Below are 20,699 nucleotides of genomic sequence, written 5' to 3' on the forward strand. Positions count from 1 at the left end.
GCGCATCCCCCGGCTTCGGATCGGCATGGGCATAAGCTTGCGTCAGTCCATCTTGGCGCCGGACTGCTGCACCACCTGGGCCCAGCGGCGGATCTCGGCGTGCTGGAACTGGCCGAACTGCTCCGGCGTGAACGCCGGCGTTTCCGAGCCGTTGTTCAGCCAGACCTGCTTCAGCTCCGGCGTGTTCAGCGCCTTCTCGGTCTCGGCATAGAGGCGGTCGACAATGTCTTTCGGCGTGCCCTTGGGCACCCACATCGCGTACCAGGTCGACACCTCGTAGTTGGGCACGCCGGCCTCGGCCGCGGTCGGCACGTTGGGGAAGGCGGGCGAGCGCTTGCTCGACGCCACCGCCAGCGCCTTGATGCGGCCCGCGCGAATATGCTGTGCCGACGAGCCCAGCCCGTCGAACATCAGGTCGACCTGGCCCGCGATCAGGTCGGACAGTGCCGGGCCGGCGCCCTTGTACGGGATATGGGTGATGAAGGTCTTGGTCTGGATCTTGAACAGCTCGCCCGCCAGGTGGTGCGACGAGCCGTTGCCGGCCGAGCCGTAGTTGAGCTTGCCGGGGTTGGCGCGGGCGTAGGCGATCAGCTCCTGCAGCGTGTTGGCCTTGACGCGGTTGGGATTGACCACCACCACCTGCGGCGGCTGCGCGATCACCGTGACCGGAATGAAGTCCTTCTCGATGTCGTAGTCCAGCTTCTTGTAGAACGACGGCGCGATGGCGTGGTGGGCGCCGCCGATAAACACGGTGTAGCCGTCCGGCGCGGCCTTGGACGCGAGGCTGGCGCCGACCGTGCCGCCGGCGCCGCCGCGGTTGTCGATCACGAACTGCTTGCCCAGCTGCTTGGACAGCTGCGCGGTCAGCGGGCGCGCGAAGGCGTCGGTGCCGCCGCCGGCGGGGAACGGCACGATCACGGTGACCGGCTTGGACGGCCAGGTATCGGCGTGCGCGGGGGCGGCGAGCATGGCGCCGGCACCAATGCCGGCCACGCCGAGAACCAGGCCCGCTGCGCGCGCGCAGGCGGCCAGGCTGAACTGACGACGATTCATCTTTGTCTCCTCTCTCTCTTCTGGAAAGTCAATCTGATTGCCGCGCGCGTCCGCATGGACGTTACGCGGCCGGCTTTGCTTCTACGACATGGCTCCCGTCAAAACGACGCGGCGCGCGCGGCGCCGCGGGTGCAAGGGGTAAGGACAAGGGCAAGGGCAATCCCCGTGACCGGACCAGGATCACAGCAGCTTGCCGACGCTGCGGCTGATGCGCGGGTTGCCTGCGCCCAGGCGTGCCAGATTGTCATCCAGCGCCTCGGGCACGTAAAGGTAATTGACCATCATGCCGCAGCTCTGGCTGCGGCCCTTGCGCGACAGGTCGGCGCCCCAGTTGAGCCGCTCCACGCAGGCGCCGTTGCCAAGGTGGAAACGCGCCACCGGGTCGGCCGGCATCGACTGGTTGCGCTCGCGCACCAGGAAGTGCGCGGCCAGCGTCAGCGCGGTGTCGCGCACCACGGCATCGGCGGCATCCGGCGCCAGCGCCTCAAGCCACGCCGCGCCGTCGACGGGCGCGTCGCCGTGGCGCTCGCTCCAGCGCGCCAGCCGCTTGTCGCCCAGCACGCGCGCCACGGCCTCGCCGTCCTGCTTGCGCAGCCAGTCGGCAAAGCCGGGGATCGGCGACAGCGTGGCGAACTGCTTGACCTTGGGGAATTCGCGCTGCACTTCCTCGATCACGCGCTTCAGCAGGAAGTTACCGAAGCTGACGCCGCGCAGCCCCGCCTGGGTGTTGCTGATCGAATAGAAGATCGCCCACTTGACGCGGCGCAGGTCTTCCAGCGGCGCGGCTTCGTCCAGCAGGGTATGGACGTCGGCGGCCATCTCGGGGGCAAAGGCCACCTCGACGAAGATCAGCGGCTCGCGCGGGATGCGCGGGTGGAAGAAGGCGTAGCAGCGGCGGTCGGAATCGAGCCGGTTGCGCAGGTCGGTCCACGAGGCGATCTCGTGCACGGCCTCGTAGCGGATCAGCTTTTCCAGCAGCGACGCGGGCGAGTCCCAGGTGATCGGCTGCAGCTCGAGCAGGCCGACGTCGAACCAGTTGGAGAACAAGCCTTCGAGGTCGTCGTCGAGCGGGCGCAGCCCGGGCATGCGGCGCTGCCAGCGCAGCATGTCGGCGCGCAGCTGGATCAGGAAGTGCAGGCCGCAGGCGCTGTTGCCGCGCTGGCCGTGCAGCGCGGCCAGCCGCTTGAAGAAGCGGATGCGGGCGTTGGACTGCGCCTGGCCCGCGCGCGCGCCCTTGTCGCCCTCGGCCGCGGCGTATTCGCTGCCGCTGCTGGCGACCTCGGCCAGCACCGCCAGCATGCCGCGGCGCGTGGCTTCATCGGCGGCTTCGTATTCGGCCTGCCAGGCCTGCGCGGCGGCATTGGCGGCACCATCGGTCAGGCGCGCATCGAAGCACAGGCGCAGCTGCTCGCGCTGGCGGCGCACCACGCGCGGCGGCAGCGGCGCCTCGCCGTCAGCCGGGGCGGCTTTGGCATCGCCGTTGGCCCTGGCATCGGCCTCGCCCTTGCGCCCCCACCAGCGGCCCAGCCGCGACAGGATATTGGAGCTGGACGGCTCGCTCTCGCCCAGCGGCGCGCTGATCTTCTGGTCACCTGTATCGAAGGAGTTCATGCGGTACCTGCCTTGGATGCATCGATGTGAACGTGGGGGAAACTGTGGCTCGCGCGGCGGTGTGCGGGGTTTAGTCTTCCGCGCCCGCCACGCGCAAGGCCGGCGGGGCGCGCATGGCCCTGGCATCCGCCGCCAGCGCGGCGCCGCCGGCATCGAGCGCCTGCAGCGCGCCGCGCTGGCGCAGCAAATGGGTCTTCATCATGGCTTCGGCGCCTTCGGGGTCGCGCGCCTTGAGCGCGGCAAACACGCTCAGGTGCTCGGCGCAGGATTCGTGGATCCGCCCCGGCAGCTTCAGGCTCTTGTGGCGCGACAGCCGCAGCACCTTGCGCAGGTCGCTGATCAGCCCGCTCAGCCAGCGGTTGCCCGCCAGCCGCTGGATTGCTTCATGGATCTGGGCGTTGGTCTCGTAGTAGGCGTCGATATCGCCGGCCTGCGCATAGCGCGCCAGGTCGGCATGCAGGCCGTCGAGCGCGTCGAGGTCGGCGCGGGTGGCGTTGCGCGCGGCCTCGTAGGCGCAGCGCCCTTCGAGCAGCGCCATCAGCGGGAAGATCTCGTCGAGGTCCTGTTCGGACAGTTCATTGACGAAACATCCCCGGCGCGGCTCCAGCCGCACCAGGCCTTCGGCGGCAAGCACCTTGAGCGCCTCGCGCAGCGGCGTGCGCGAGATGCCCAGCGTTTCGGCCATCGCGCTTTCGTCGATCCATGCGCCCGGCACCAGCGTATGCGCGTCGATCATGGCGCGCAGCCGGTCTGCCACTTCCAGATACAGCGCCTGCTGGACGATGCGCATGCCACCTCCTGTATCGCACGGAGGATCCGATGGCGTGCGCACCGGATCTCATAATTCATAATTATGGATTAGGGCGCGAACGATACAAGGACTTTCGATGGTGCGCCGCAAGGTCGGGCGCGCGGATGGAGCGGGATGGAATGCGGTGAGGTGCGGCGGGCGTCCCTTGCCTCCCCGCAAGGAAACGCCCGCGCCTGAAAGAACTGCCGTACTGCGTGATTCATCGCTGGCGGACACGAATGCATCCGTCGCGTGGGTCCATGGATTGACCTGGCGCTGGCCCTGCGCCACCCCTGTTGCAAACGCGCCAAAGCGCGTGGATTTTCCCGTGCCCTTTGATCCGTGCAGAGCGGCTGGCGTAACTCTCGACCCGAAAGAGCCTTGCTCCCCCCTCGCACTGCCGTTGGCGGCTGTGGCTCGCCGCTCATCTTGTAACAATGACAATAGCGATTTACGTGCCAGTCGGGCTAAGCCCTTGATTTTATGGATGGCACCGAACCGCAATTTGTTACAGGATGAGATCAGTGTAACAGGATGTTTCCAAACTGTTACGAGGGTTTTCCATGGTGCCCGCGTTGCGGCACCGGCTGACGGCGCGCGGCCATGCAAATTGTGCCGTCAGCGATATTTATCGGTGTCAGAATGTGAGGCCGTCGCCGCAATTGCCTTGCCTGGCATCGTTGCGTTTTTGAAACAGGCGCCGGCTCCCGCGGGTTTCTCCTGTATCCATCGCACCTCACTCCGGAGTTCACGCCATGCAAGCTGGCAGCGATTTCACCCTGGCCACCCCGGCCGAACCGGCCGAACCGGCCGAACCGGCAGCGCCCCACGGCCCACGCGCTGCCGCGCTGCGGCCGCTGGCGCTGAGCTTCACCGGATCGGGCTCCGAATACTTCCGTATCTGGATCGTCAATGCGCTGCTGACCATCGTCACGCTGGGCATCTATTCCGCCTGGGCCAAGGTGCGCACGCTGCAGTACTTCTATCGCAATACGCGGCTGGACGGCGCCAGCTTCGACTACCACGGCAAGCCGTCGGCGATCCTGAAAGGCCGGGCCATCGTGTTCGGGCTGGTGCTCGCGTTCCAGTTCGCGTCGACCTTCTCGCCGTTCCTGGCGCTGGCGATGCTGGTGGTGCTGCTGGCGGTGTTTCCGTTGCTGCTGGTGCGCTCGCTGCGCTTCCGCATGGCCAACTCCAGCTACCGCGGCCTGCGCTTCGGCTTCACCGGCGGCGATGCCGAGGCCTACCGGGTATTCGTGCTGTGGCCGCTGGCCGCGGTCGCCACGCTGGGCCTGCTGGGGCCGCTGGCGCACCAGCGCTTCAAGCGCTACCAGCATAACCACACCCGCTTCGGCACGGCACCGTTCGGCTTCCACGCCTGCGCGGGCGATTTCTACCGGACCTACCTGCGCGCCTTCGGCGTGGTGCTGGCGGGCACGCTGGTGATGGCCGCGGCCGGCTTCCTGATGGCGCCGGGCATCGGCAACTTCGGCGCGGCGGCGCTGCTTGGCTTCGGCATCGCCGGCTTCTACCTGGGCATGCTGTCGGTCAGCCCCTACCTGATGGCGCGGCTGCAGAACGTGGTGTGGAGCCACACCACGCTGGCGCCGCACGCGTTCCGCAGCGAGGTCAGCGCCGCGCGCATGGTCTTTATCTTTGTCACCAACCTGATTGCGATCGCGCTGACGCTGGGCCTGTTCCTGCCGTTCGCGCGCGTGCGCGCCACGCGCTACCGGCTGCAGTGCGTGACCATGCTTGCGGCGGGCCCGCTCGACAGCTTCGTCGCCGGCGAGGCCCAGCAGGTGGGCGCGCTGGGCGACGCGGCGGTAGACTGGTACGACATCGACATCGCGCTCTGACACGCTCTGACGCGCCATGATCCCGGTCACCTTCTTCGACGGGCGCTCGTCGCGCGCGCATCCGGCCACGCTGGCCGTGGAGGCGCAGCAGGCCGTGCTGCGCGACGCCGACGGCGCCGAATTGCGACGCGCGCCGCTGTCGCAGCTGCGCGTGTCGGAACGCGTGCGCCGCGCGCCGCGGCTGGTCACCTTTGCCGACGGGGCCTTCTGCGAGGTCACCGACCATGCCGCCTTCGACCGGTTGCTGGCCGCCACCGGCCACCGCGACGGCCTGGTGGCGCGCGCGCAGAACAGCTGGCGCCTGGCCGGCGTGGCCGTGGCGGCGCTGGTGGCGGTGCTGGTGCTGGGCTACTACGTGTTGCTGCCATGGGGCGCGGGCATGATGGCACGCGCGGTGCCGGCGGAACTGGAGGCCCGGCTCGGCCAGCTGACGCTGGAAAGCCTGGACCAGGGCATGCTCGCGCCGACGCAGTTGCCGGCCGCCGAGCAGGCGAAGATCCGCGCCGGCTTCGCGGCGCTGCGGCGCCCGCGCGACGCGGCACACCATTACCAGATCCTGTTCCGCCAGGGCGGCGAGATCGGCGCCAATGCGCTGGCCTTGCCGGGCGGCATCATCATCGTTACCGACGAGCTGGTCGGCGTGGCGGGCACCGGCGCCGGATTGATGGGGGTGCTGGCCCATGAGGCGGGCCACGTGGCGCGCCGCCACGGGCTGCAGCAGGTGATCCAGGGCTCGGCTCTGGCCGCGCTGTCGGCCTACCTGTTCGGCGATATCTCGTCGGTGCTGGCGGGCGTGCCCGCCGCCATGCTGACCTTGCGCTATTCGCGCGACCACGAGCGCGAGGCCGACGCCTATGCCATCGACGTGATGCAGCGCAACGGCCTGCCGCCCGCGGCGCTGGCCGACGTGCTGGTGGCGCTGGAGCAGCGCGAGAGCAAGCCCGATGAAGCGCAGGCGGAGCGCGGCGAAGACTTCCTGTCGACGCACCCGCACACGCAGGCGCGCATCGACGCACTGCGCCGCGCCGGCCGCTAGCCGCGCAGCGCGCGGGGGAAAAGCGGGAGTCAGGCCGCCGGCTGCGGCGCGCCGGCGCCGGGCTGGCGGCGATAGGCCCAGATCACCATGGCGATGCCTGCCAGGATCATCGGCAGGCTCAGCCACTGCCCCATCGACAGCTTCAGCGCCAGCAGGCCAAGGAAGTTGTCGGGCTCGCGCGCGAACTCCGCGGCGAAGCGGAACGCGCCGTAGCCGATCAGGAAGACGCCCGACACCGCTCCCATCGGCCGCGGCTTGCGCGCGAACAGCCACAGGATGATGAACAGTGCCACGCCCTCGCCGGCAAACTGGTAGAGCTGCGACGGATGGCGCGGGATATTGTCGCCGGCCTGCGGGAAGATCATGCCCCACGGCAGGTCGGTGGCGCGGCCCCACAGCTCGCCGTTGATGAAGTTGCCGATGCGCCCGGCGGCCAGCCCGCACGGGATCATCGGTGCGATAAAGTCGGTCACTTCCATCCAGTGGCGCCGGCGCAGCTTGCCGAACAGCCACATCGCCACCACCACGCCCAGAAAGCCGCCATGGAAGGCCATGCCGCCCTCCCACACCTTGAAGATCTCCATCGGGTGCGACAGGTAGTACGACGGCTTGTAGAACAGCACGTAGCCCAGCCGCCCGCCCAGGATCACGCCCAGCACGCCGAAGAACAGCATGTCGTCGAGGTCGCGCGTGGTCCAGCCCTTGGCGGCGATATGCGGCTGGCGGATGCGCAGGCGCCCGAACCACAGGAACATGACGAACCCGGCCAGGTACATCAGCCCGTACCAGCGGATCGCAAGCGGGCCCAGGTGGATGGCAACCGGGTCGAACTGGGGATGAATCAGCATGTTGGCGTGAATGGTGGTTGTGAGGCGGCGGCGCGCGCCGTGCGGCGCCAGTAAGACGCGCGGGTGCGGCGAAGGTTGCATGGCAATGCCAGCGCCTGGCCCGCGCACGCATCGTAGCCCGTAATGATGTCACAAATAACCGCGCCGCCCCGCGAGGCAGACGGCACCGGCGGCGCTCGCCGGCGCCCGGACAATCCATTTGACACACCCAGACGCACGCGTCATTCTTGCCCCATCACAGCGCCCGCCGCGCGCCCGCGGCGGCATAGAACAACAATCCCGGAGGCCCCCACCATGGCATTCAACAAGCGCTCCCGGCACATCACGCAAGGCGTGGCGCGCTCCCCCAACCGGTCGATGTACTACGCGCTCGGCTACCAGAAGGAGGACTTCGACAAGCCGATGGTGGGCATCGCCAACGGCCATTCGACCATCACGCCGTGCAATGCCGGCCTGCAGCGCCTGGCCGACGCCGCCATCGACGCGATCAGGGCCGCCGGCGCCAACCCGCAGGTGTTCGGCACGCCCACCATCTCGGACGGCATGTCGATGGGCACCGAAGGCATGAAGTACTCGCTGATCTCGCGCGAGGTCATCGCCGACTGCATCGAGACCGCGGCGCAGGGCCAGTGGATGGACGGCGTGGTGGTGATCGGCGGCTGCGACAAGAACATGCCGGGCGGCATGATCGCGCTGGCGCGCACCAACGTGCCGGGCATCTACGTCTACGGCGGCACCATCAAGCCGGGCCACTGGAAGGGCAAGGACCTGACCATCGTGTCGTCGTTCGAGGCCGTCGGCGAGTTCACCGCGGGGCGCATGAGCGAGGAAGACTTCGAAGGGGTGGAACGCAACGCGTGCCCGTCCACCGGCTCGTGCGGCGGCATGTACACCGCCAACACCATGAGTTCGTCGTTCGAGGCGCTGGGCATGTCGCTGCTCTATTCGTCGACCATGGCCAACCCGGACCAGGAAAAGGTCGACAGCGCCGCCGAATCGGCGCGGGTGCTGGTCGAGGCGGTCAAGCGCGACCTCAAGCCGCGCGACATCATCACGCGCGAGTCGATCGAGAACGCGGTGGCGCTGATCATGGCCACCGGCGGCTCCACCAACGCGGTGCTGCACTACCTGGCGATCGCGCATGCCGCCGAGGTGGAATGGAGCATCGACGACTTCGAGCGCATCCGCCGCAAGGTGCCGGTGATCTGCAACCTCAAGCCGTCGGGCCAGTACGTGGCGACCGACCTGCACCGCGCCGGCGGCATCCCGCAGGTGATGAAGATCCTGCTCAGGGCCGGCCTGCTGCACGGCGACTGCATCACCATCACCGGCCGCACCCTGGCCGAGGAACTCGAGCACGTGCCCGACGCCCCGCGCGCAGACCAGGACGTGATCCTGCCGATCGAGCGGGCGCTCTACGCCGAGGGCCACCTGGCCATCCTGAAGGGCAACCTCGCCGAGGAAGGCGCGGTCGCCAAGATCACCGGCCTGAAGAACCCGGTCATCACCGGCCCGGCGCGCGTGTTCGAGGACGAGCAGAGCGCGATGGACGCGATCCTGGCCGACCGCATCAACCCCGGCGACATCCTGGTGCTGCGTTACCTGGGCCCCAAGGGCGGCCCCGGCATGCCGGAGATGCTGGCGCCGACCTCGGCCATCATCGGCAAGGGCCTGGGCGAGTCGGTCGGCTTTATCACCGACGGCCGCTTCTCGGGCGGCACCTGGGGCATGGTGGTCGGCCACGTCGCGCCGGAGGCGTACGTCGGCGGCAACATCGCGCTGGTGCAGGAGGGCGACTCGATCACCATCGACGCGCACCAGCTGCTGCTGCAACTGAACGTATCGGACGAAGAACTGGCCCGGCGCCGCGCCGGCTGGAAGGCACCGGCGCCGCGCTATACACGCGGGGTGCTGGCGAAGTTTGCGCGGCTGGCATCGACGGCGAGCAAGGGGGCGGTGACGGACTGAGGCGTCTCGCATGCCGGCGGTCTGCTCCCCTCGCCCGCTGTATAGACCGGGGACATGGTGGACGCATGTGCGAGGACATGGTGGACACATTGTAGACGTCAAGGGGTTACGTCCCTAGGTGATGCTTGTGGCCTGCACGCCGCTGCGGCGTGCAGGCTAATTTCGCCGATTTCAAAGCGGCTGAACCATATGGCCAACACGCCGTCGCGCCGGGTCGGGCGTAGCGCGATCCACTGGCCGATGAACGCCTTGCCGATCTTGATGCGCCGGTTGCCAACCATGATCCGTGCGCTGCTGTCGACCTTGTAGACACGGTCGCCGCTCTGGTACTGCACCTCCGGCAGCGCCTCCGGGTAGGCCACGTTGCTCACGCGATAGCGTTGGGCCGGCACCTGCATTCCCAGGGCCTGATGGGGTCGCTCGTGGTTGTACACGTACCGATATCGATCGAAGACCTGCTGCGCCTCGGTGTTGTCCACGAAGCGGCGGTGCTGCAGGACTTCGGCCTTCAGGGTGCGGTGGAACCGCTCGTCCTTGCCCTGTGTTTGTGGGTGATAGGGCCGTGAATGGCTGACCCGGATCCCTAGTTGCATTAACCAGACCGTCAGCCTGGTGTAGCCCAGCCCCTCTTCGTCGCCGCCTCCCCATGGAGGGCCGTTATCCATGGTGATGCGCCGGGGCAGGCCGTAGCGGCGGAAGGCCCCGATCAGCTGCTGCTGCACCGTCTGGCGGCGCTGGTCCGCGCAGGCTGCCAGGCACAGGTTGAAGCGGGAATGGTCGTCGATCAGCGTGAGCGGAAAGCAGACGCCCTGCTCATTGGGCACCTGACCCTTGAAGTCCATCTGCAGCAGCTCGTTGGGTTCGTCGTGCTCGAACCGCCGCCAGGGGGTGGCCTGGGCGCTGGCCTGCGGATCGATCAGACCATGTCGATGCAGGATCGAGGTCACCGTGCTGGGCGCAGGCACCTCGGCGTGGCCCAGGTCGGACAGCCTGCGGCTGATCTTGCGCCCACCCCAGGTCGGGTGTTCGCGGCGCAGCATCAGCACCAGTTCCTCCAGGAAATCAGCGGTGCGCTCGGGGCTGTGGTGCGGCCGCCTGGGCCGGTCGGCCAAGCCCGCGGCGCCTTCCTGCCGATGCCGGGCCAGCCACTTATAAGCGGTTTGCGGACTGATCGAGAACCGTCGGCACAGCTCCCGACGGTTGCATCCCGGCTGGGAAGCCAGGGCAATGAACTCCAGGCGAAGGCTCATGGTGTCTCGGGCGCTCCACGGCATGGTTCGTTCTCCCGGGCAGATATCTGCCCGGGAGTGTCAACCATGTCCTCGCACACCTGTCACCTATGTCCCCGGTCCATACAGCCCGCTTGCGGGAGAGGGGTCGGGGGAGAGGGCCGGCGCACGCAAGAACGACGGCATTCACTTCGTGGAAGCTCCTGCCCTCTCCCCCGCCCCTCTCCCAGAGGGAGAGGGGAGAAAACCCTGAGCGTGGCTCAGGCCTCAATTCCCACCCGGCGCCTTCTCCATCTCCTCCAGCGTCGCATCCAGCCACTCCACCAGCCGCGCTTCCAGCGACTGCGTCAGCTCGCTGGCCAGCTGCGCCGTCAGCGGTGCCAGCCGGGACTGCAGCGTGGCTTCGGTGTGGGCCGCGACCACCTGCGGCCATTCGGTGCGAAAGCGCATCATCACGCGGCTCAGCAGCTCGGTGCGCACCGCGCGCAGGTCGTCGTCGCCGGCGTTGGTGTCGGCATCGGTGGCGGCGTCCGTCTGCACCGCGGGCTGGGCCGGCACGATCGCGTCGTCCAGCGCGGCGTCGCCGGTGTCGCCCACCTGCATCACCATGCCGGCATCGTCCATGCCAAAGGTGTCGATCACGCCGTCGTCCGCCGCGGCGCCCGCCTGCGCCGGCGCCGCGGTGTCGGCATCGGGCAGTTCCACGACTTCGGTCAGCAGCGGGATGCTGTCGTGCGGTTCCGGCCGCGGGATCACCCGCGAGGTGGTGCGTTCGCTCATGCGGCGTCTCCCTTGGGCTGGCCGATGTCGTGGTGCGTCAGCGGATAGCCGCGTTCGCGGTAGAAGCGGTAGCGCTGGCGGCCGGCCTCGCGCGCGGCGTCGCCGGCGCCGACCACTTCGATCAGCCGCTCGAAGCTGGCAAACTGCGCCGGCGCCTGGTCAGCCAGGTTGATCAGCAGCTGGTGGTGCGGCACGCCCTCGGTGGTAGCGGCCAGCAGGATCGGGGTCACCGCCGCGTTCGGGCTTTCCAGCCCGCAGTGCGGCAGGAAGTCGAGCGCGGAGAAGGTCCACAGGCGCGCGTCCAGGTCCGCCAGCTGCGCCGGCGCGCCGTGGATCACCACCTTCTGCCCGGCGCCGTAGGCCTTGCGGACCAGCCGGCAGACATAGCCGAGCACGTCCGGCACGTTGCTGTGGAAGTCGATGCGCGTCATGGACGGTTGCGCCGCGCTCAGGCCGCGCGGTCCATCAGGAACTGCGTCAGCAGCGGCACCGGACGGCCGGTGGCGCCCTTGGCCGCGCCGCTCTTCCACGCGGTGCCGGCGATGTCCAGGTGGGCCCAGTCGTACTTCTCGGTAAAGCGCGCCAGGAAGCAGGCCGCGGTGACGCTGCCGGCCGGGCGGCCGCCGATATTGCCCATGTCGGCAAAGTTGGACTTGAGCTGGTCCTGGTATTCGTCGTCCAGCGGCATGCGCCAGGCGGTATCCATGGCGCGGCGGCCCGCCTGCAGCAGCGCGTCGGCGAGCGCGTCGGAGCGCGCGTACAGGCCGCTGTTGACATGGCCGAGCGCGATGATGCAGGCGCCGGTCAGCGTGGCCACGTCGATCACCGCGGCCGGCTTGAAGCGCTCGACATAGGTCAGCGCGTCGCACAGGATCAGGCGGCCCTCGGCGTCGGTGTTGAGGATTTCGATGGTCTGGCCCGACATGCTGGTGACCACGTCGCCGGGCTTGGTGGCGATGCCGCTGGGCATGTTCTCGCAGGTGGGCACCACCGCCACCACGTTGAGCTTCAGGCCCATCTCGGCCACGGCCTGGATCGTGCCCAGCACCGAGGCGGCGCCGCACATGTCGTACTTCATCTCGTCCATGCCCTCGCCCGGCTTGAGCGAGATGCCGCCGGTATCGAAGGTGATGCCCTTGCCCACCAGCACCACCGGCGCCTGCTTGGCGCCGGCGCCGTCGTAGCGCAGCACGATGAACTGGGGCGGCTCCTCGCTGCCCTTGGTCACGGCCAGGAACGCGCCCATGTTGAGCGCCTCGATCTGCTTGCGCCCGAGGATCTCGGCCTTGAGCTTGTGGCGCTTGGCGATGCTGCGCGCGGTATTGGCCAGGTAGGTCGGGGTGCAGATATTGGACGGCAGGTTGCCGAGGTCGCGCGTCAGCTCCATGCCGTTGGCAATGGCGGTGCCGCGCACCGCGGCCTGGGTCGCGGCGCGGGCATCGCCGCTGTCGACCGCGATCACGACCTTGCGCAGCGAAGACTTGTCGTTGCCGTTGGGCTTGCCGCTGGCGGCATTCTGGGCGTTGGCGCGTTTCAGTCCGGGATGGCGCTCGAGCAGGCGGTAGCCGGCTTCGCGCACCAGCGTGATGGTGGTGATCACGGTCCACGATACGTCGCGCTGCTGCGGCGCCTGTTGCGCCAGGCACCACAGCGCCGAGGCCGCGCGCGTGGACGACAAGGCACGCACCGCGGTGCGCACCGCGTCGGCGAAGGCCTTGTCGGTGAAATCGGCTTCCTTGCCCAGGCCCACCAGCAGCACGCGCGCGGCGCCCACGCCGGCGACTTCATGCAGCATCAGCTGGGTGCCGCGCTTGCCTTCGAAGTCGCCCTGCTTGACCAGCCGTCCCACCAAGCCCTTGGTGGCCACATCGAGGGCCTTGGCGACGCCGCCGAGGTTCTGGCCTTCGAACAGGCCGACCACCAGGCAGTCGGTCTTGGTCGCCAGGAAACCATTTTGGCCGGCTTTGCTCCAATCCAGGGCTTTTGTGCTAAATTCCATCGCGCTTCCTTCCAGGGGCTCGTTAGACACGAAAGCCTCCATTATCCGCGATTTTTACCCCGCGACCTGCCGCCGCTGATACGCCCCGGTCACGTTGACAGCACGCTGTGCCGTCAGCCAGCCGTTCTGCCAGGCACCTCGCACGGCACATCGCCCGCTCCGGCCGGCAGCCCGGAACCGAACCCGCATGATCCTTCAACAAGCCCTGCGACGCGAGCTTGCCTACACCGCCGGGGCGGTGTTCCTGGTGATGCTGACCTTCATGCTCACCTCGCTCGTGATCCGCATCCTGGGGATGGCCGCCAACGGCAAGGCCAGCCCCAACGACGTGCTGATGCTGATCGGCCTGGCCACCATCGGCTACCTGTCGATCCTGCTGTCGGCGACGCTGTTCATTTCCACCCTGATCGTGCTGACGCGCTGGTACAAGGATTCGGAAATGGTGGTGTGGTTCTCGGCCGGCATCTCGCTGCGCGACCTGGTCAAGCCGGTGCTGCAGTTCGCCGCGCCCTTCATCGTGCTGGCGCTGCTGCTGGGCCTGTTCGCGTGGCCGTGGGCCAACCAGCAGAGCGCGCTGTTCCGCGACCGCTTCGAGCAGCGCGGGGTGATGTCGATGATCGCCGCCGGCCGCTTCATCGAGCCGGCCAAGGCCAACTACGTGCTGTTTATCGAGGGCATCGACGCCGACATGAAGCATGCGCGCAATGTCTTCGTCGCCAATGCCGAAGCCGACAAGATCGGCGTGGCGCTGGCGCACCAGGGCCAGTTCGAGACCATGCCCAACGGCGACCGCCTGGTGGTGATGGAGAATGGCCGCCGCTATTCCGGCACGCCCGGCCAGATCGACTACCGCATCGTCGAGTTCGAGCGCTACGCGGTCAAGGTGGACAACAAGCCGCCCGAGTCCGAGGCCAAGCTGCCGCCCAAGAGCCGCGACACCATCGAGCTGATCCGCAACCCCACGCGCGAGAACCTGGGCGAGCTGATCTGGCGCATCTCGCTGCCGATCCTGGCCTTCAACTTCGTCATGATCGCGATCCCGCTGGCCTACGTTAACCCGCGCCTGGGCCGCTACACGCCGCTGGTGTTCGCGGTGCTGATCTACCTGACCTACAGCAACCTGGTCAACCTGTCGCAGTCCTGGGTGCGCAACGGCTCGATCCCGTTCTGGCTGGCCTGGTGGCCGATCCACCTGGCGGTGTTCCTGGGCGCGCTGGTGCTGTTCCGCTACCGCCAGAACCGCAGCCTGGGTGGCTGGCGCGCCGTGTTCGGGCTGCGCAAGCGCGATGCCGCGCCCGCCGCCGGAGGCCGGGCATGAGGATCCTGCGCGTCTACGAACGCTATTTCGGCCGGCTGGTCTATAGCGTGTTCGCCTTCATCCTGTTCGCGGTGCTGTCGCTGTTCGTGTTCTTCGATATGCTCAACGAGCTGGAGAACGTCAACGCCCAGTACACCTCGCTGGTGGCGCTGTTCCACGTCCTGCTGCAGGCACCCACGCGGGTGTACGAGGTGCTGCCGATCGCGGTGCTGATCAGCGCGATCTATGTGTTCTCGCAGCTGGCCAGCCAGTCCGAGTACACCATCTTCCGCGTCGCCGGCCTGAACACGCGCCAGGCGCTGTTCTCGCTGTTCAAGCTGGCGGTGCCGCTGGCGATCGTGACCTTCCTGTTCGGCGAGTTCATCGGCCCGCGCGCCGAGCAGTATGCGCAGAAGATCAAGCTGGAGGCGATTGGCGCGACGGTGTCGTCGGGCTTCCGCTCCGGGGTCTGGGTCAAGGACCGCGACAAGGATGCCAGCGGCGGGGGCGAGATCACCCGCTTCGTCAACGTGGCGGGACTGCGGCCGGACCAGACCATCACCGGCATCACCATGTACGAGTTCGATCCGCAGTACCGGCTGCGCGTGATCCGCGTGGCGAAGGAAGGGCGCTACCAGGGCGGCCAGTCGTGGGAGCTGCAGAACGTCAGCGAGACCCGCTTCGTCGAACTGGCGCCGCAGGCCGACGGGGCGCAGCCCGCGCCCGGCACGCCGGCGCGCGACACGCTCGCGCCGGACTTCCGCGCCGAGCAGGTCAAGTTCCCGCGCGTGGCCATGCATTCGGAGCTGACCCCGCAGATCCTGTCGGTGCTGCTGGTGACGCCGGAGCGGATGTCGACGCTGGACCTGTTCCGCTATATCCGCCACCTGCGCGACAACAAGCAGGACACCCAGCGCTACGAGATCGCGTTCTGGAAGAAGGTGATCTACCCGCTGACGCTGTTCGTGATGGTGGCGCTGGCGCTGCCGTTCGCCTACCTGCACGCGCGCGCCGGCGCGGTCGGCGTCAAGGTGTTCGGCGGCATCATGCTGGGGCTGTCGTTCCACCTGTCGAACACGCTGTTCTCGCACGTCGGCCTGCTGCATACCTGGCCGCCGATCATCTCGGCGCTGGTGCCTGGTACGCTCTACCTGATGGTGGCGCTGCTGGCGCTGCGTTGGGTCGACCGGCACTGAGCACCGCCATGGCAGCCGGCGACCGCGCCCTGGTCCTGTTCGCGCACGGCGCGCGCGATGCGCGCTGGCGCGAGCCGTTCGAGCGGCTGCAGCAGAAGCTGGTGGCCGCCCTGCCCGGCTGCGCGGTGCGGCTGGCGTTCCTGGAGCTGATGTCGCCGCTGCTGGCGGATGCGCTGGCCGAACTGGCCGCAGCAGGCGTGACCGAGGTCACCGTGGTGCCCGTGTTCTTCGGGCAGGGCGGGCATATCCGGCGCGATTTGCCGGCGCTGATCGACCAGTGCCGGCAGGCCCATCCCGGCTTGCGCATCCATTGCGCCGCCGCGGTAGGCGAGTCGGATGCGGTGCTGGAGGCGATTGCGGCGTATTGTGTGGCGTCGTTGAGGGCGGCTTCGCCTGACGAAACCTGACCTTCCGGCACACCCATTGTGTGCTCCCTCTCCCGCGTGCGGGAGAGGGTTGGGGTGAGGGCCAGGATTGCCCACGAAGTACACGGCAGTGGTATGCCAGTGCCTGCCCTCTCCCCCGGCCCCTCTCCCACTGTATGGACCGGGGACATAGGTGACAGGTGTGCGAGGACATGGTTGACACTCCCGGGCAGATATCTGCCCGGGAGAACGAACCATGCCGTGGAGCGCCCGAGACACCATGAGCCTTCGCCTGGAGTTCATTGCCCTGGCTTCCCAGCCGGGATGCAACCGTCGGGAGCTGTGCCGACGGTTCTCGATCAGTCCGCAAACCGCTTATAAGTGGCTGGCCCGGCATCGGCAGGAAGGCGCCGCGGGCTTGGCCGACCGGCCCAGGCGCCCGCGCCACAGCCCCGAGCGCACCGCTGATTTCCTGGAGGAACTGGTGCTGATGCTGCGCCGCGAACACCCGACCTGGGGTGGGCGCAAGATCAGCCGCAGGCTGTCCGACCTGGGCCACGCCGAGGTGCCTGCGCCCAGCACGGTGACCTCGATCCTGCATCGACATGGTCTGATCGATCCGCAGGCCAGCGCCCAGGCCACCCCCTGGCGGCGGTTCGAGCACGACGAACCCAACGAGCTGCTGCAGATGGACTTCAAGGGTCAGGTGCCCAATGAGCAGGGCGTCTGCTTTCCGCTCACGCTGATCGACGACCATTCCCGCTTCAACCTGTGCCTGGCAGCCTGCGCGGACCAGCGCCGCCAGACGGTGCAGCAGCAGCTGATCGGGGCCTTCCGCCGCTACGGCCTGCCCCGGCGCATCACCATGGATAACGGCCCTCCATGGGGAGGCGGCGACGAAGAGGGGCTGGGCTACACCAGGCTGACGGTCTGGTTAATGCAACTAGGGATCCGGGTCAGCCATTCACGGCCCTATCACCCACAAACACAGGGCAAGGACGAGCGGTTCCACCGCACCCTGAAGGCCGAAGTCCTGCAGCACCGCCGCTTCGTGGACAACACCGAGGCGCAGCAGGTCTTCGATCGATATCGGTACGTGTACAACCACGAGCGACCCCATCAGGCCCTGGACATGCAGGTGCCGGCCCAACGCTATCGCGTGAGCAACGTGGCCTACCCGGAGGCGCTGCCGGAGGTGCAGTACCAGAGCGGCGACCGTGTCTACAAGGTCGACAGCAGCGCACGGATCATGGTTGGCAACCGGCGCATCAAGATCGGCAAGGCGTTCATCGGCCAGTGGATCGCGCTACGCCCGACCCGGCGCGACGGCGTGTTGGCCATATGGTTCAGCCGCTTTGAAATCGGCGAAATTAGCCTGCACGCCGCAGCGGCGTGCAGGCCACAAGCATCACCTAGGGACGTAACCCCCTGACGTCTACAATGTGTCCACCATGTCCTCGCACATGCGTCCACCATGTCCCCGGTCTATACATCCCGCGCGCGGGAGAGGGGAGCACACCGCCAGCGTGCCAGCGTTGTCAGGCCGCCCTGACAGTCATCGTGTCGGCCGCCCTTTTGGCCACTTCAGAAGCCCGCGCGGCCAGCGCGGCGCCGATCATCAGCAGGCTGGGCTGCACCGGATCGATCCACGCCGCCGCTTCACCCGCCGCCATCTGGCCGAGCGTGAACTCGCGGCTGCGCTGTTGCGGCGTGGTGGCGGCTTCCACCACCCAGGCCGGCGTCGACGCGGGCTTGCCGTGCGCGATCAGCTGCGCGGCGATCGATGCGGCCTGGTCGCGGCCCATGTAGTAGACCAGCGTGTCGGCCTTGACCGCGGCTTCGATATCGGCCGAGCCCTCGCCGTCCGCGGCCTTGGCCTGCGTGGCAAAGGCCACGCTGCGCGACACGCCGCGCTTGGTCAGCGGCTTGCCGATGGCCGAAGCGGCGGCCAGCGCGGCGGTGATGCCGGGCACCACCTCGTACTCGATGCCGGCCGCTTCCAGCGCCTGCAGCTCCTCGTCGGCGCGGCCGAACAGCATCGGGTCGCCGCCCTTCAGCCGCACCACGCGTTCGTACTTGCTGGCGAGGTCGACGATCTGGCGGTTGATAAACAGCTGCGCGGTCGAGCGCTGGCCGCAGCGCTTGCCGACTTCGACCAGCTCGGCCTGCGGACACCAGGCCAGCATCTCCGGCGACACCAGCGCGTCGTGCAGCACCACTTGGGCTTCGCCCAAAAGCCGTGCACCACGCACCGTAATGAGGTCTGCCGCACCGGGGCCTGCCCCGATCAGGTACACCTTGCCGAAAGTCTTCTGTGCCTGCTTGCCCATCTGCAACCCCTTGTCCGCTCGATCCTGTTCGTTACCGATCAGGAGAACGCACGGATCATGCCCGCGGCCACCGTGTGGTTGGTCGCCTCGTCGATCAGCACGAACGCGCCCGTGGCCGGATTATCGCCGTAGGCGTCGCACACGATCGGCTTCTGCAGCGAGATCTGCACCGAGCCGATATCGTTCAGGCGGATCTCGTGGCGGCCGGTCTCGTGCGACAGCGTATGCACGTCCAGCACGCGGTCCACCGCCGACACGCGCGCGAATACGCTCGCCGTGGTGTGCTTGAGCACGTACTTGCGCGCCGGGTTCAGCGACTCGTCGTCGAACCAGCACAGGTCGGCCTGCAGCTTCTTCGCGGAAGCCGTGCCCGCGTCGGCGGCAACGAACATGTCACCGCGTGATACATCGACGTCCTCGGCCAGGCGCACGGTGACGGTGTCGCCGACGTTGGCGGATTCGGCCGCGCCGTTGGGCGTCAGCACTTCGGCGACCACGGCTTCGCGGTTGGCCGGCAGCACGCGCAGCTTCTGGCCGACGCGCACGGTGCCCGCTTCGACGCGGCCGGCGTAGCCGCGGAAGTCGTCCGACTGCGAACCGTCCTGGCGGATCACCAGCTGCACCGGGAAGCGCAGCGCGGCGTCGTCCTCGGGCGCGGCTTCTTCCACCGGCAGGTCTTCCAGCAGCGGCAGCAGCGGCTCGCCCTGGTACCACGGCATCGCCTCGCTCTCGTGCACGATGTTGTCGCCGCGCAGCGCCGACACCGGTACGTAGCGCACGTCCGTCAGGCCCAGCTGCCCGGCCAGTTCGGCGTAGGCGGCGCGGATCTCGTTGAAGGTCTGCTCGCTGTAGTCGACCAGGTCCATCTTGTTGACGGCGACGATCACGTGCCGGATTTCCAGCAGCTTGAGGATCGCCGAGTGGCGCTTGGTCTGCGCCAGCAGCTCGGCGCGGCCGTCGGTGACGGTCACGCGCGTGGCATCGACCAGCACGATCGCCGCATCGGCGGTCGAGGCGCCGGTGACCATGTTGCGGGTGTACTGCTCGTGGCCGGGCGTATCCGCGATGATGAACTTGCGGCGCGCGGTCGAGAAGTAGCGGTAGGCCACGTCGATGGTGATGCCCTGCTCGCGCTCGGCCTCCAGGCCATCGGTCAGCAGCGAGAAGTCGATCTGCTCGCCGGCGGTGCGCTTGTTCTTGGCATTGGCCAGCGCAGTCAGCTGGTCGGACAGCACGGCCTTGCTGTCGTACAGCAGGCGGCCGATCAGCGTGCTCTTGCCGTCGTCGACCGAGCCCGCGGTGATGAAGCGCAGCAGGCCTTGGTGGGTTGCTTGGTGAGTCATGTCTGGATCCTTTGCTGCGTGCGGCTTAGAAGTAGCCTTCCTTCTTGCGGCGCTCCATCGAGGCTTCGCTGGTCTGGTCGTCCATGCGGGTGGCGCCGCGCTCGGTGATCTCGGTCACCGCGGTCTCGGCGATGATCGCTTCGGGCGAATCGGCAACGCTGGCCACCGGGCAGGTGCAGCTGATGTCGCCGACGGTGCGGAAGCGCACCGACAGCACCTCGCTGACATCGCCGTCCTGCTTGGGCGTGATCGGCGTGACCGGCACCAGCAGGCCGTTCTTGCGCACCACTTCGCGCTGGTGCGCGTAGTAGATCGGCGGCAGCGCCAGCTTTTCGCGGGCGATGTACTGCCACACGTCGAGCTCGGTCCAGTTCGAGATCGGGAACACGCGCATCTGCTCGCCTGGCGCCATGCGGGCGTTGTACAGGCTCCACAGCTCGGGGCGCTGGGCCTTGGGATCCCACTGGCCGAACTCGTCGCGGAACGAGAAGATGCGTTCCTTGGCACGCGCCTTCTCTTCGTCGCGGCGGGCGCCGCCCATCAGCGCGTCGAACTGGTGCTCGCCGATGGTTTCGAGCAGCGTCACGGCCTGCGCCGCGTTGCGCGAATCGGTATCCTTGCGCAGGCGCACGGTGCCGCGCTTGATCGAGTCCTCGACATGGCCGACCACCAGCCGCGCACCGAGCTCAGCCACGCGCTGGTCGCGGAACGCGATCACTTCCGGATAGTTGTGGCCGGTGTCGATATGCACCAGCGGGAACGGCAGCTCGATCTTGCGCTCGCCCAGGCGGAACGCCTTCAGCGCCAGGTGCAGCATCACGATCGAATCCTTGCCGCCGGAGAACAGCAGCGCCGGGTTGCGGCACTCGGCCACCACCTCGCGGATGATGTAGATCGATTCCGCCTCGAGGCGGTCGAGATGGTCGTTCTGTACCTGCAACAGGTGCGCCACGCCCGAGGTGGCTTCTGCGATGTCGTTCATGATGCCCATTTTG

Annotated in this window: 18 protein-coding genes; 7 read left to right on the forward strand and 11 right to left on the reverse strand. The window is 68.0% G+C overall.

From position 1 onward, the window contains the following. Positions 1 to 42 precede the first annotated feature (42 nt). The 3 genes from A2G96_RS18635 to A2G96_RS18645 all read right to left on the reverse strand — a co-directional run bounded on the left by A2G96_RS18635 (position 43) and on the right by A2G96_RS18645 (position 3,454). Positions 43 to 1,053: a Bug family tripartite tricarboxylate transporter substrate binding protein gene (locus A2G96_RS18635; protein WP_062801558.1), complete on the reverse strand. Its 1,011-nt coding sequence runs from the start codon at positions 1,051 to 1,053 to the stop codon at positions 43 to 45. Between the two features lie 180 nt (positions 1,054 to 1,233). Next, positions 1,234 to 2,664 carry a malonyl-CoA decarboxylase domain-containing protein gene (locus A2G96_RS18640; RefSeq protein WP_062801559.1) on the reverse strand — a complete coding sequence of 477 codons (1,431 nt, stop codon included), beginning with the start codon at positions 2,662 to 2,664 and terminating at the stop codon, positions 1,234 to 1,236. 70 nt (positions 2,665 to 2,734) lie between these two features. Beyond that, positions 2,735 to 3,454 carry a GntR family transcriptional regulator gene (locus A2G96_RS18645; RefSeq protein ID WP_062801560.1) on the reverse strand — a complete coding sequence of 240 codons (720 nt, stop codon included), beginning with the start codon at positions 3,452 to 3,454 and terminating at the stop codon, positions 2,735 to 2,737. Positions 3,455 to 4,209: 755 nt separating this feature from the next. On the opposite strand from A2G96_RS18645, the gene A2G96_RS18650 reads away from it, so the two are divergent. Then, positions 4,210 to 5,313, forward strand: a complete 1,104-nt coding sequence (locus tag A2G96_RS18650) for a YjgN family protein (RefSeq protein WP_062801561.1) — start codon at positions 4,210 to 4,212, stop codon at positions 5,311 to 5,313. Between the two features lie 16 nt (positions 5,314 to 5,329). Further along, complete coding sequence (locus tag A2G96_RS18655; protein ID WP_062801562.1) at positions 5,330 to 6,349, forward strand: M48 family metallopeptidase; 1,020 nt, start codon at positions 5,330 to 5,332, stop codon at positions 6,347 to 6,349. 29 nt (positions 6,350 to 6,378) lie between these two features. On the opposite strand, the gene lgt is transcribed toward A2G96_RS18655, so the two are convergent. Further along, on the reverse strand, positions 6,379 to 7,197 hold the full coding sequence (lgt, locus tag A2G96_RS18660) for a prolipoprotein diacylglyceryl transferase (protein WP_062802243.1): 819 nt from the start codon (positions 7,195 to 7,197) through the stop codon (positions 6,379 to 6,381). A gap of 294 nt (positions 7,198 to 7,491) precedes the next feature. Between lgt and ilvD the strand changes: the two genes are divergently transcribed. Next, positions 7,492 to 9,165, forward strand: coding sequence for a dihydroxy-acid dehydratase (ilvD, locus tag A2G96_RS18665; protein ID WP_062801563.1), 1,674 nt, complete (start codon positions 7,492 to 7,494; stop codon positions 9,163 to 9,165). A gap of 98 nt (positions 9,166 to 9,263) precedes the next feature. Here ilvD and A2G96_RS18670 read toward each other — a convergent pair whose 3' ends face one another. The 4 genes from A2G96_RS18670 to A2G96_RS18685 all read right to left on the reverse strand — a co-directional run bounded on the left by A2G96_RS18670 (position 9,264) and on the right by A2G96_RS18685 (position 13,173). Further along, complete coding sequence (locus tag A2G96_RS18670) at positions 9,264 to 10,439, reverse strand: IS481 family transposase (protein ID WP_062801564.1); 1,176 nt, start codon at positions 10,437 to 10,439, stop codon at positions 9,264 to 9,266. 222 nt (positions 10,440 to 10,661) lie between these two features. After that, positions 10,662 to 11,174 (reverse strand): hypothetical protein, encoded by a 513-nt coding sequence (locus tag A2G96_RS18675; protein WP_062801565.1) that lies wholly within the window; start codon positions 11,172 to 11,174, stop codon positions 10,662 to 10,664. Beyond that, positions 11,171 to 11,605, reverse strand: coding sequence for a DNA polymerase III subunit chi (locus A2G96_RS18680; RefSeq protein ID WP_010814936.1), 435 nt, complete (start codon positions 11,603 to 11,605; stop codon positions 11,171 to 11,173). The genes A2G96_RS18675 and A2G96_RS18680 overlap by 4 nt, the downstream gene beginning before the upstream one ends. A gap of 17 nt (positions 11,606 to 11,622) precedes the next feature. Next, positions 11,623 to 13,173 (reverse strand): leucyl aminopeptidase, encoded by a 1,551-nt coding sequence (locus A2G96_RS18685; RefSeq protein ID WP_062801566.1) that lies wholly within the window; start codon positions 13,171 to 13,173, stop codon positions 11,623 to 11,625. A 187-nt stretch (positions 13,174 to 13,360) separates the two neighbouring features. Between A2G96_RS18685 and lptF the strand changes: the two genes are divergently transcribed. The 4 genes from lptF (at position 13,361) to A2G96_RS18705 (ending at position 17,463) form a co-directional block, all read left to right on the forward strand. Beyond that, positions 13,361 to 14,491: an LPS export ABC transporter permease LptF gene (lptF, locus tag A2G96_RS18690; RefSeq protein ID WP_062801567.1), complete on the forward strand. Its 1,131-nt coding sequence runs from the start codon at positions 13,361 to 13,363 to the stop codon at positions 14,489 to 14,491. Beyond that, positions 14,488 to 15,666: an LPS export ABC transporter permease LptG gene (gene lptG, locus A2G96_RS18695; RefSeq protein ID WP_062801568.1), complete on the forward strand. Its 1,179-nt coding sequence runs from the start codon at positions 14,488 to 14,490 to the stop codon at positions 15,664 to 15,666. The genes lptF and lptG overlap by 4 nt, the downstream gene beginning before the upstream one ends. 8 nt (positions 15,667 to 15,674) lie before the next feature. After that, positions 15,675 to 16,073, forward strand: a complete 399-nt coding sequence (locus A2G96_RS18700) for a sirohydrochlorin chelatase (RefSeq protein WP_062801569.1) — start codon at positions 15,675 to 15,677, stop codon at positions 16,071 to 16,073. 214 nt (positions 16,074 to 16,287) lie between these two features. Beyond that, positions 16,288 to 17,463 (forward strand): IS481 family transposase, encoded by a 1,176-nt coding sequence (locus A2G96_RS18705; protein WP_062801570.1) that lies wholly within the window; start codon positions 16,288 to 16,290, stop codon positions 17,461 to 17,463. A 106-nt stretch (positions 17,464 to 17,569) separates the two neighbouring features. Here A2G96_RS18705 and cobA read toward each other — a convergent pair whose 3' ends face one another. From cobA to cysD, 3 genes are read right to left on the reverse strand one after another with little or no spacing between them, the layout of a single operon-like run. Further along, the gene (cobA, locus tag A2G96_RS18710) at positions 17,570 to 18,361 is read right to left on the reverse strand and encodes a uroporphyrinogen-III C-methyltransferase (protein ID WP_062802244.1); all 792 of its coding nucleotides are present in this window, start codon (positions 18,359 to 18,361) and stop codon (positions 17,570 to 17,572) included. 38 nt (positions 18,362 to 18,399) lie between these two features. Continuing rightward, positions 18,400 to 19,704, reverse strand: coding sequence for a sulfate adenylyltransferase subunit 1 (locus tag A2G96_RS18715; protein WP_062801571.1), 1,305 nt, complete (start codon positions 19,702 to 19,704; stop codon positions 18,400 to 18,402). Positions 19,705 to 19,729: 25 nt separating this feature from the next. Further along, positions 19,730 to 20,695, reverse strand: coding sequence for a sulfate adenylyltransferase subunit CysD (cysD, locus tag A2G96_RS18720; protein WP_062801572.1), 966 nt, complete (start codon positions 20,693 to 20,695; stop codon positions 19,730 to 19,732). Positions 20,696 to 20,699: the final 4 nt, after the last annotated feature.

The organism is Cupriavidus nantongensis, assembly GCF_001598055.1.
Taxonomy (GTDB): Bacteria; Pseudomonadota; Gammaproteobacteria; order Burkholderiales; family Burkholderiaceae; genus Cupriavidus; species Cupriavidus nantongensis.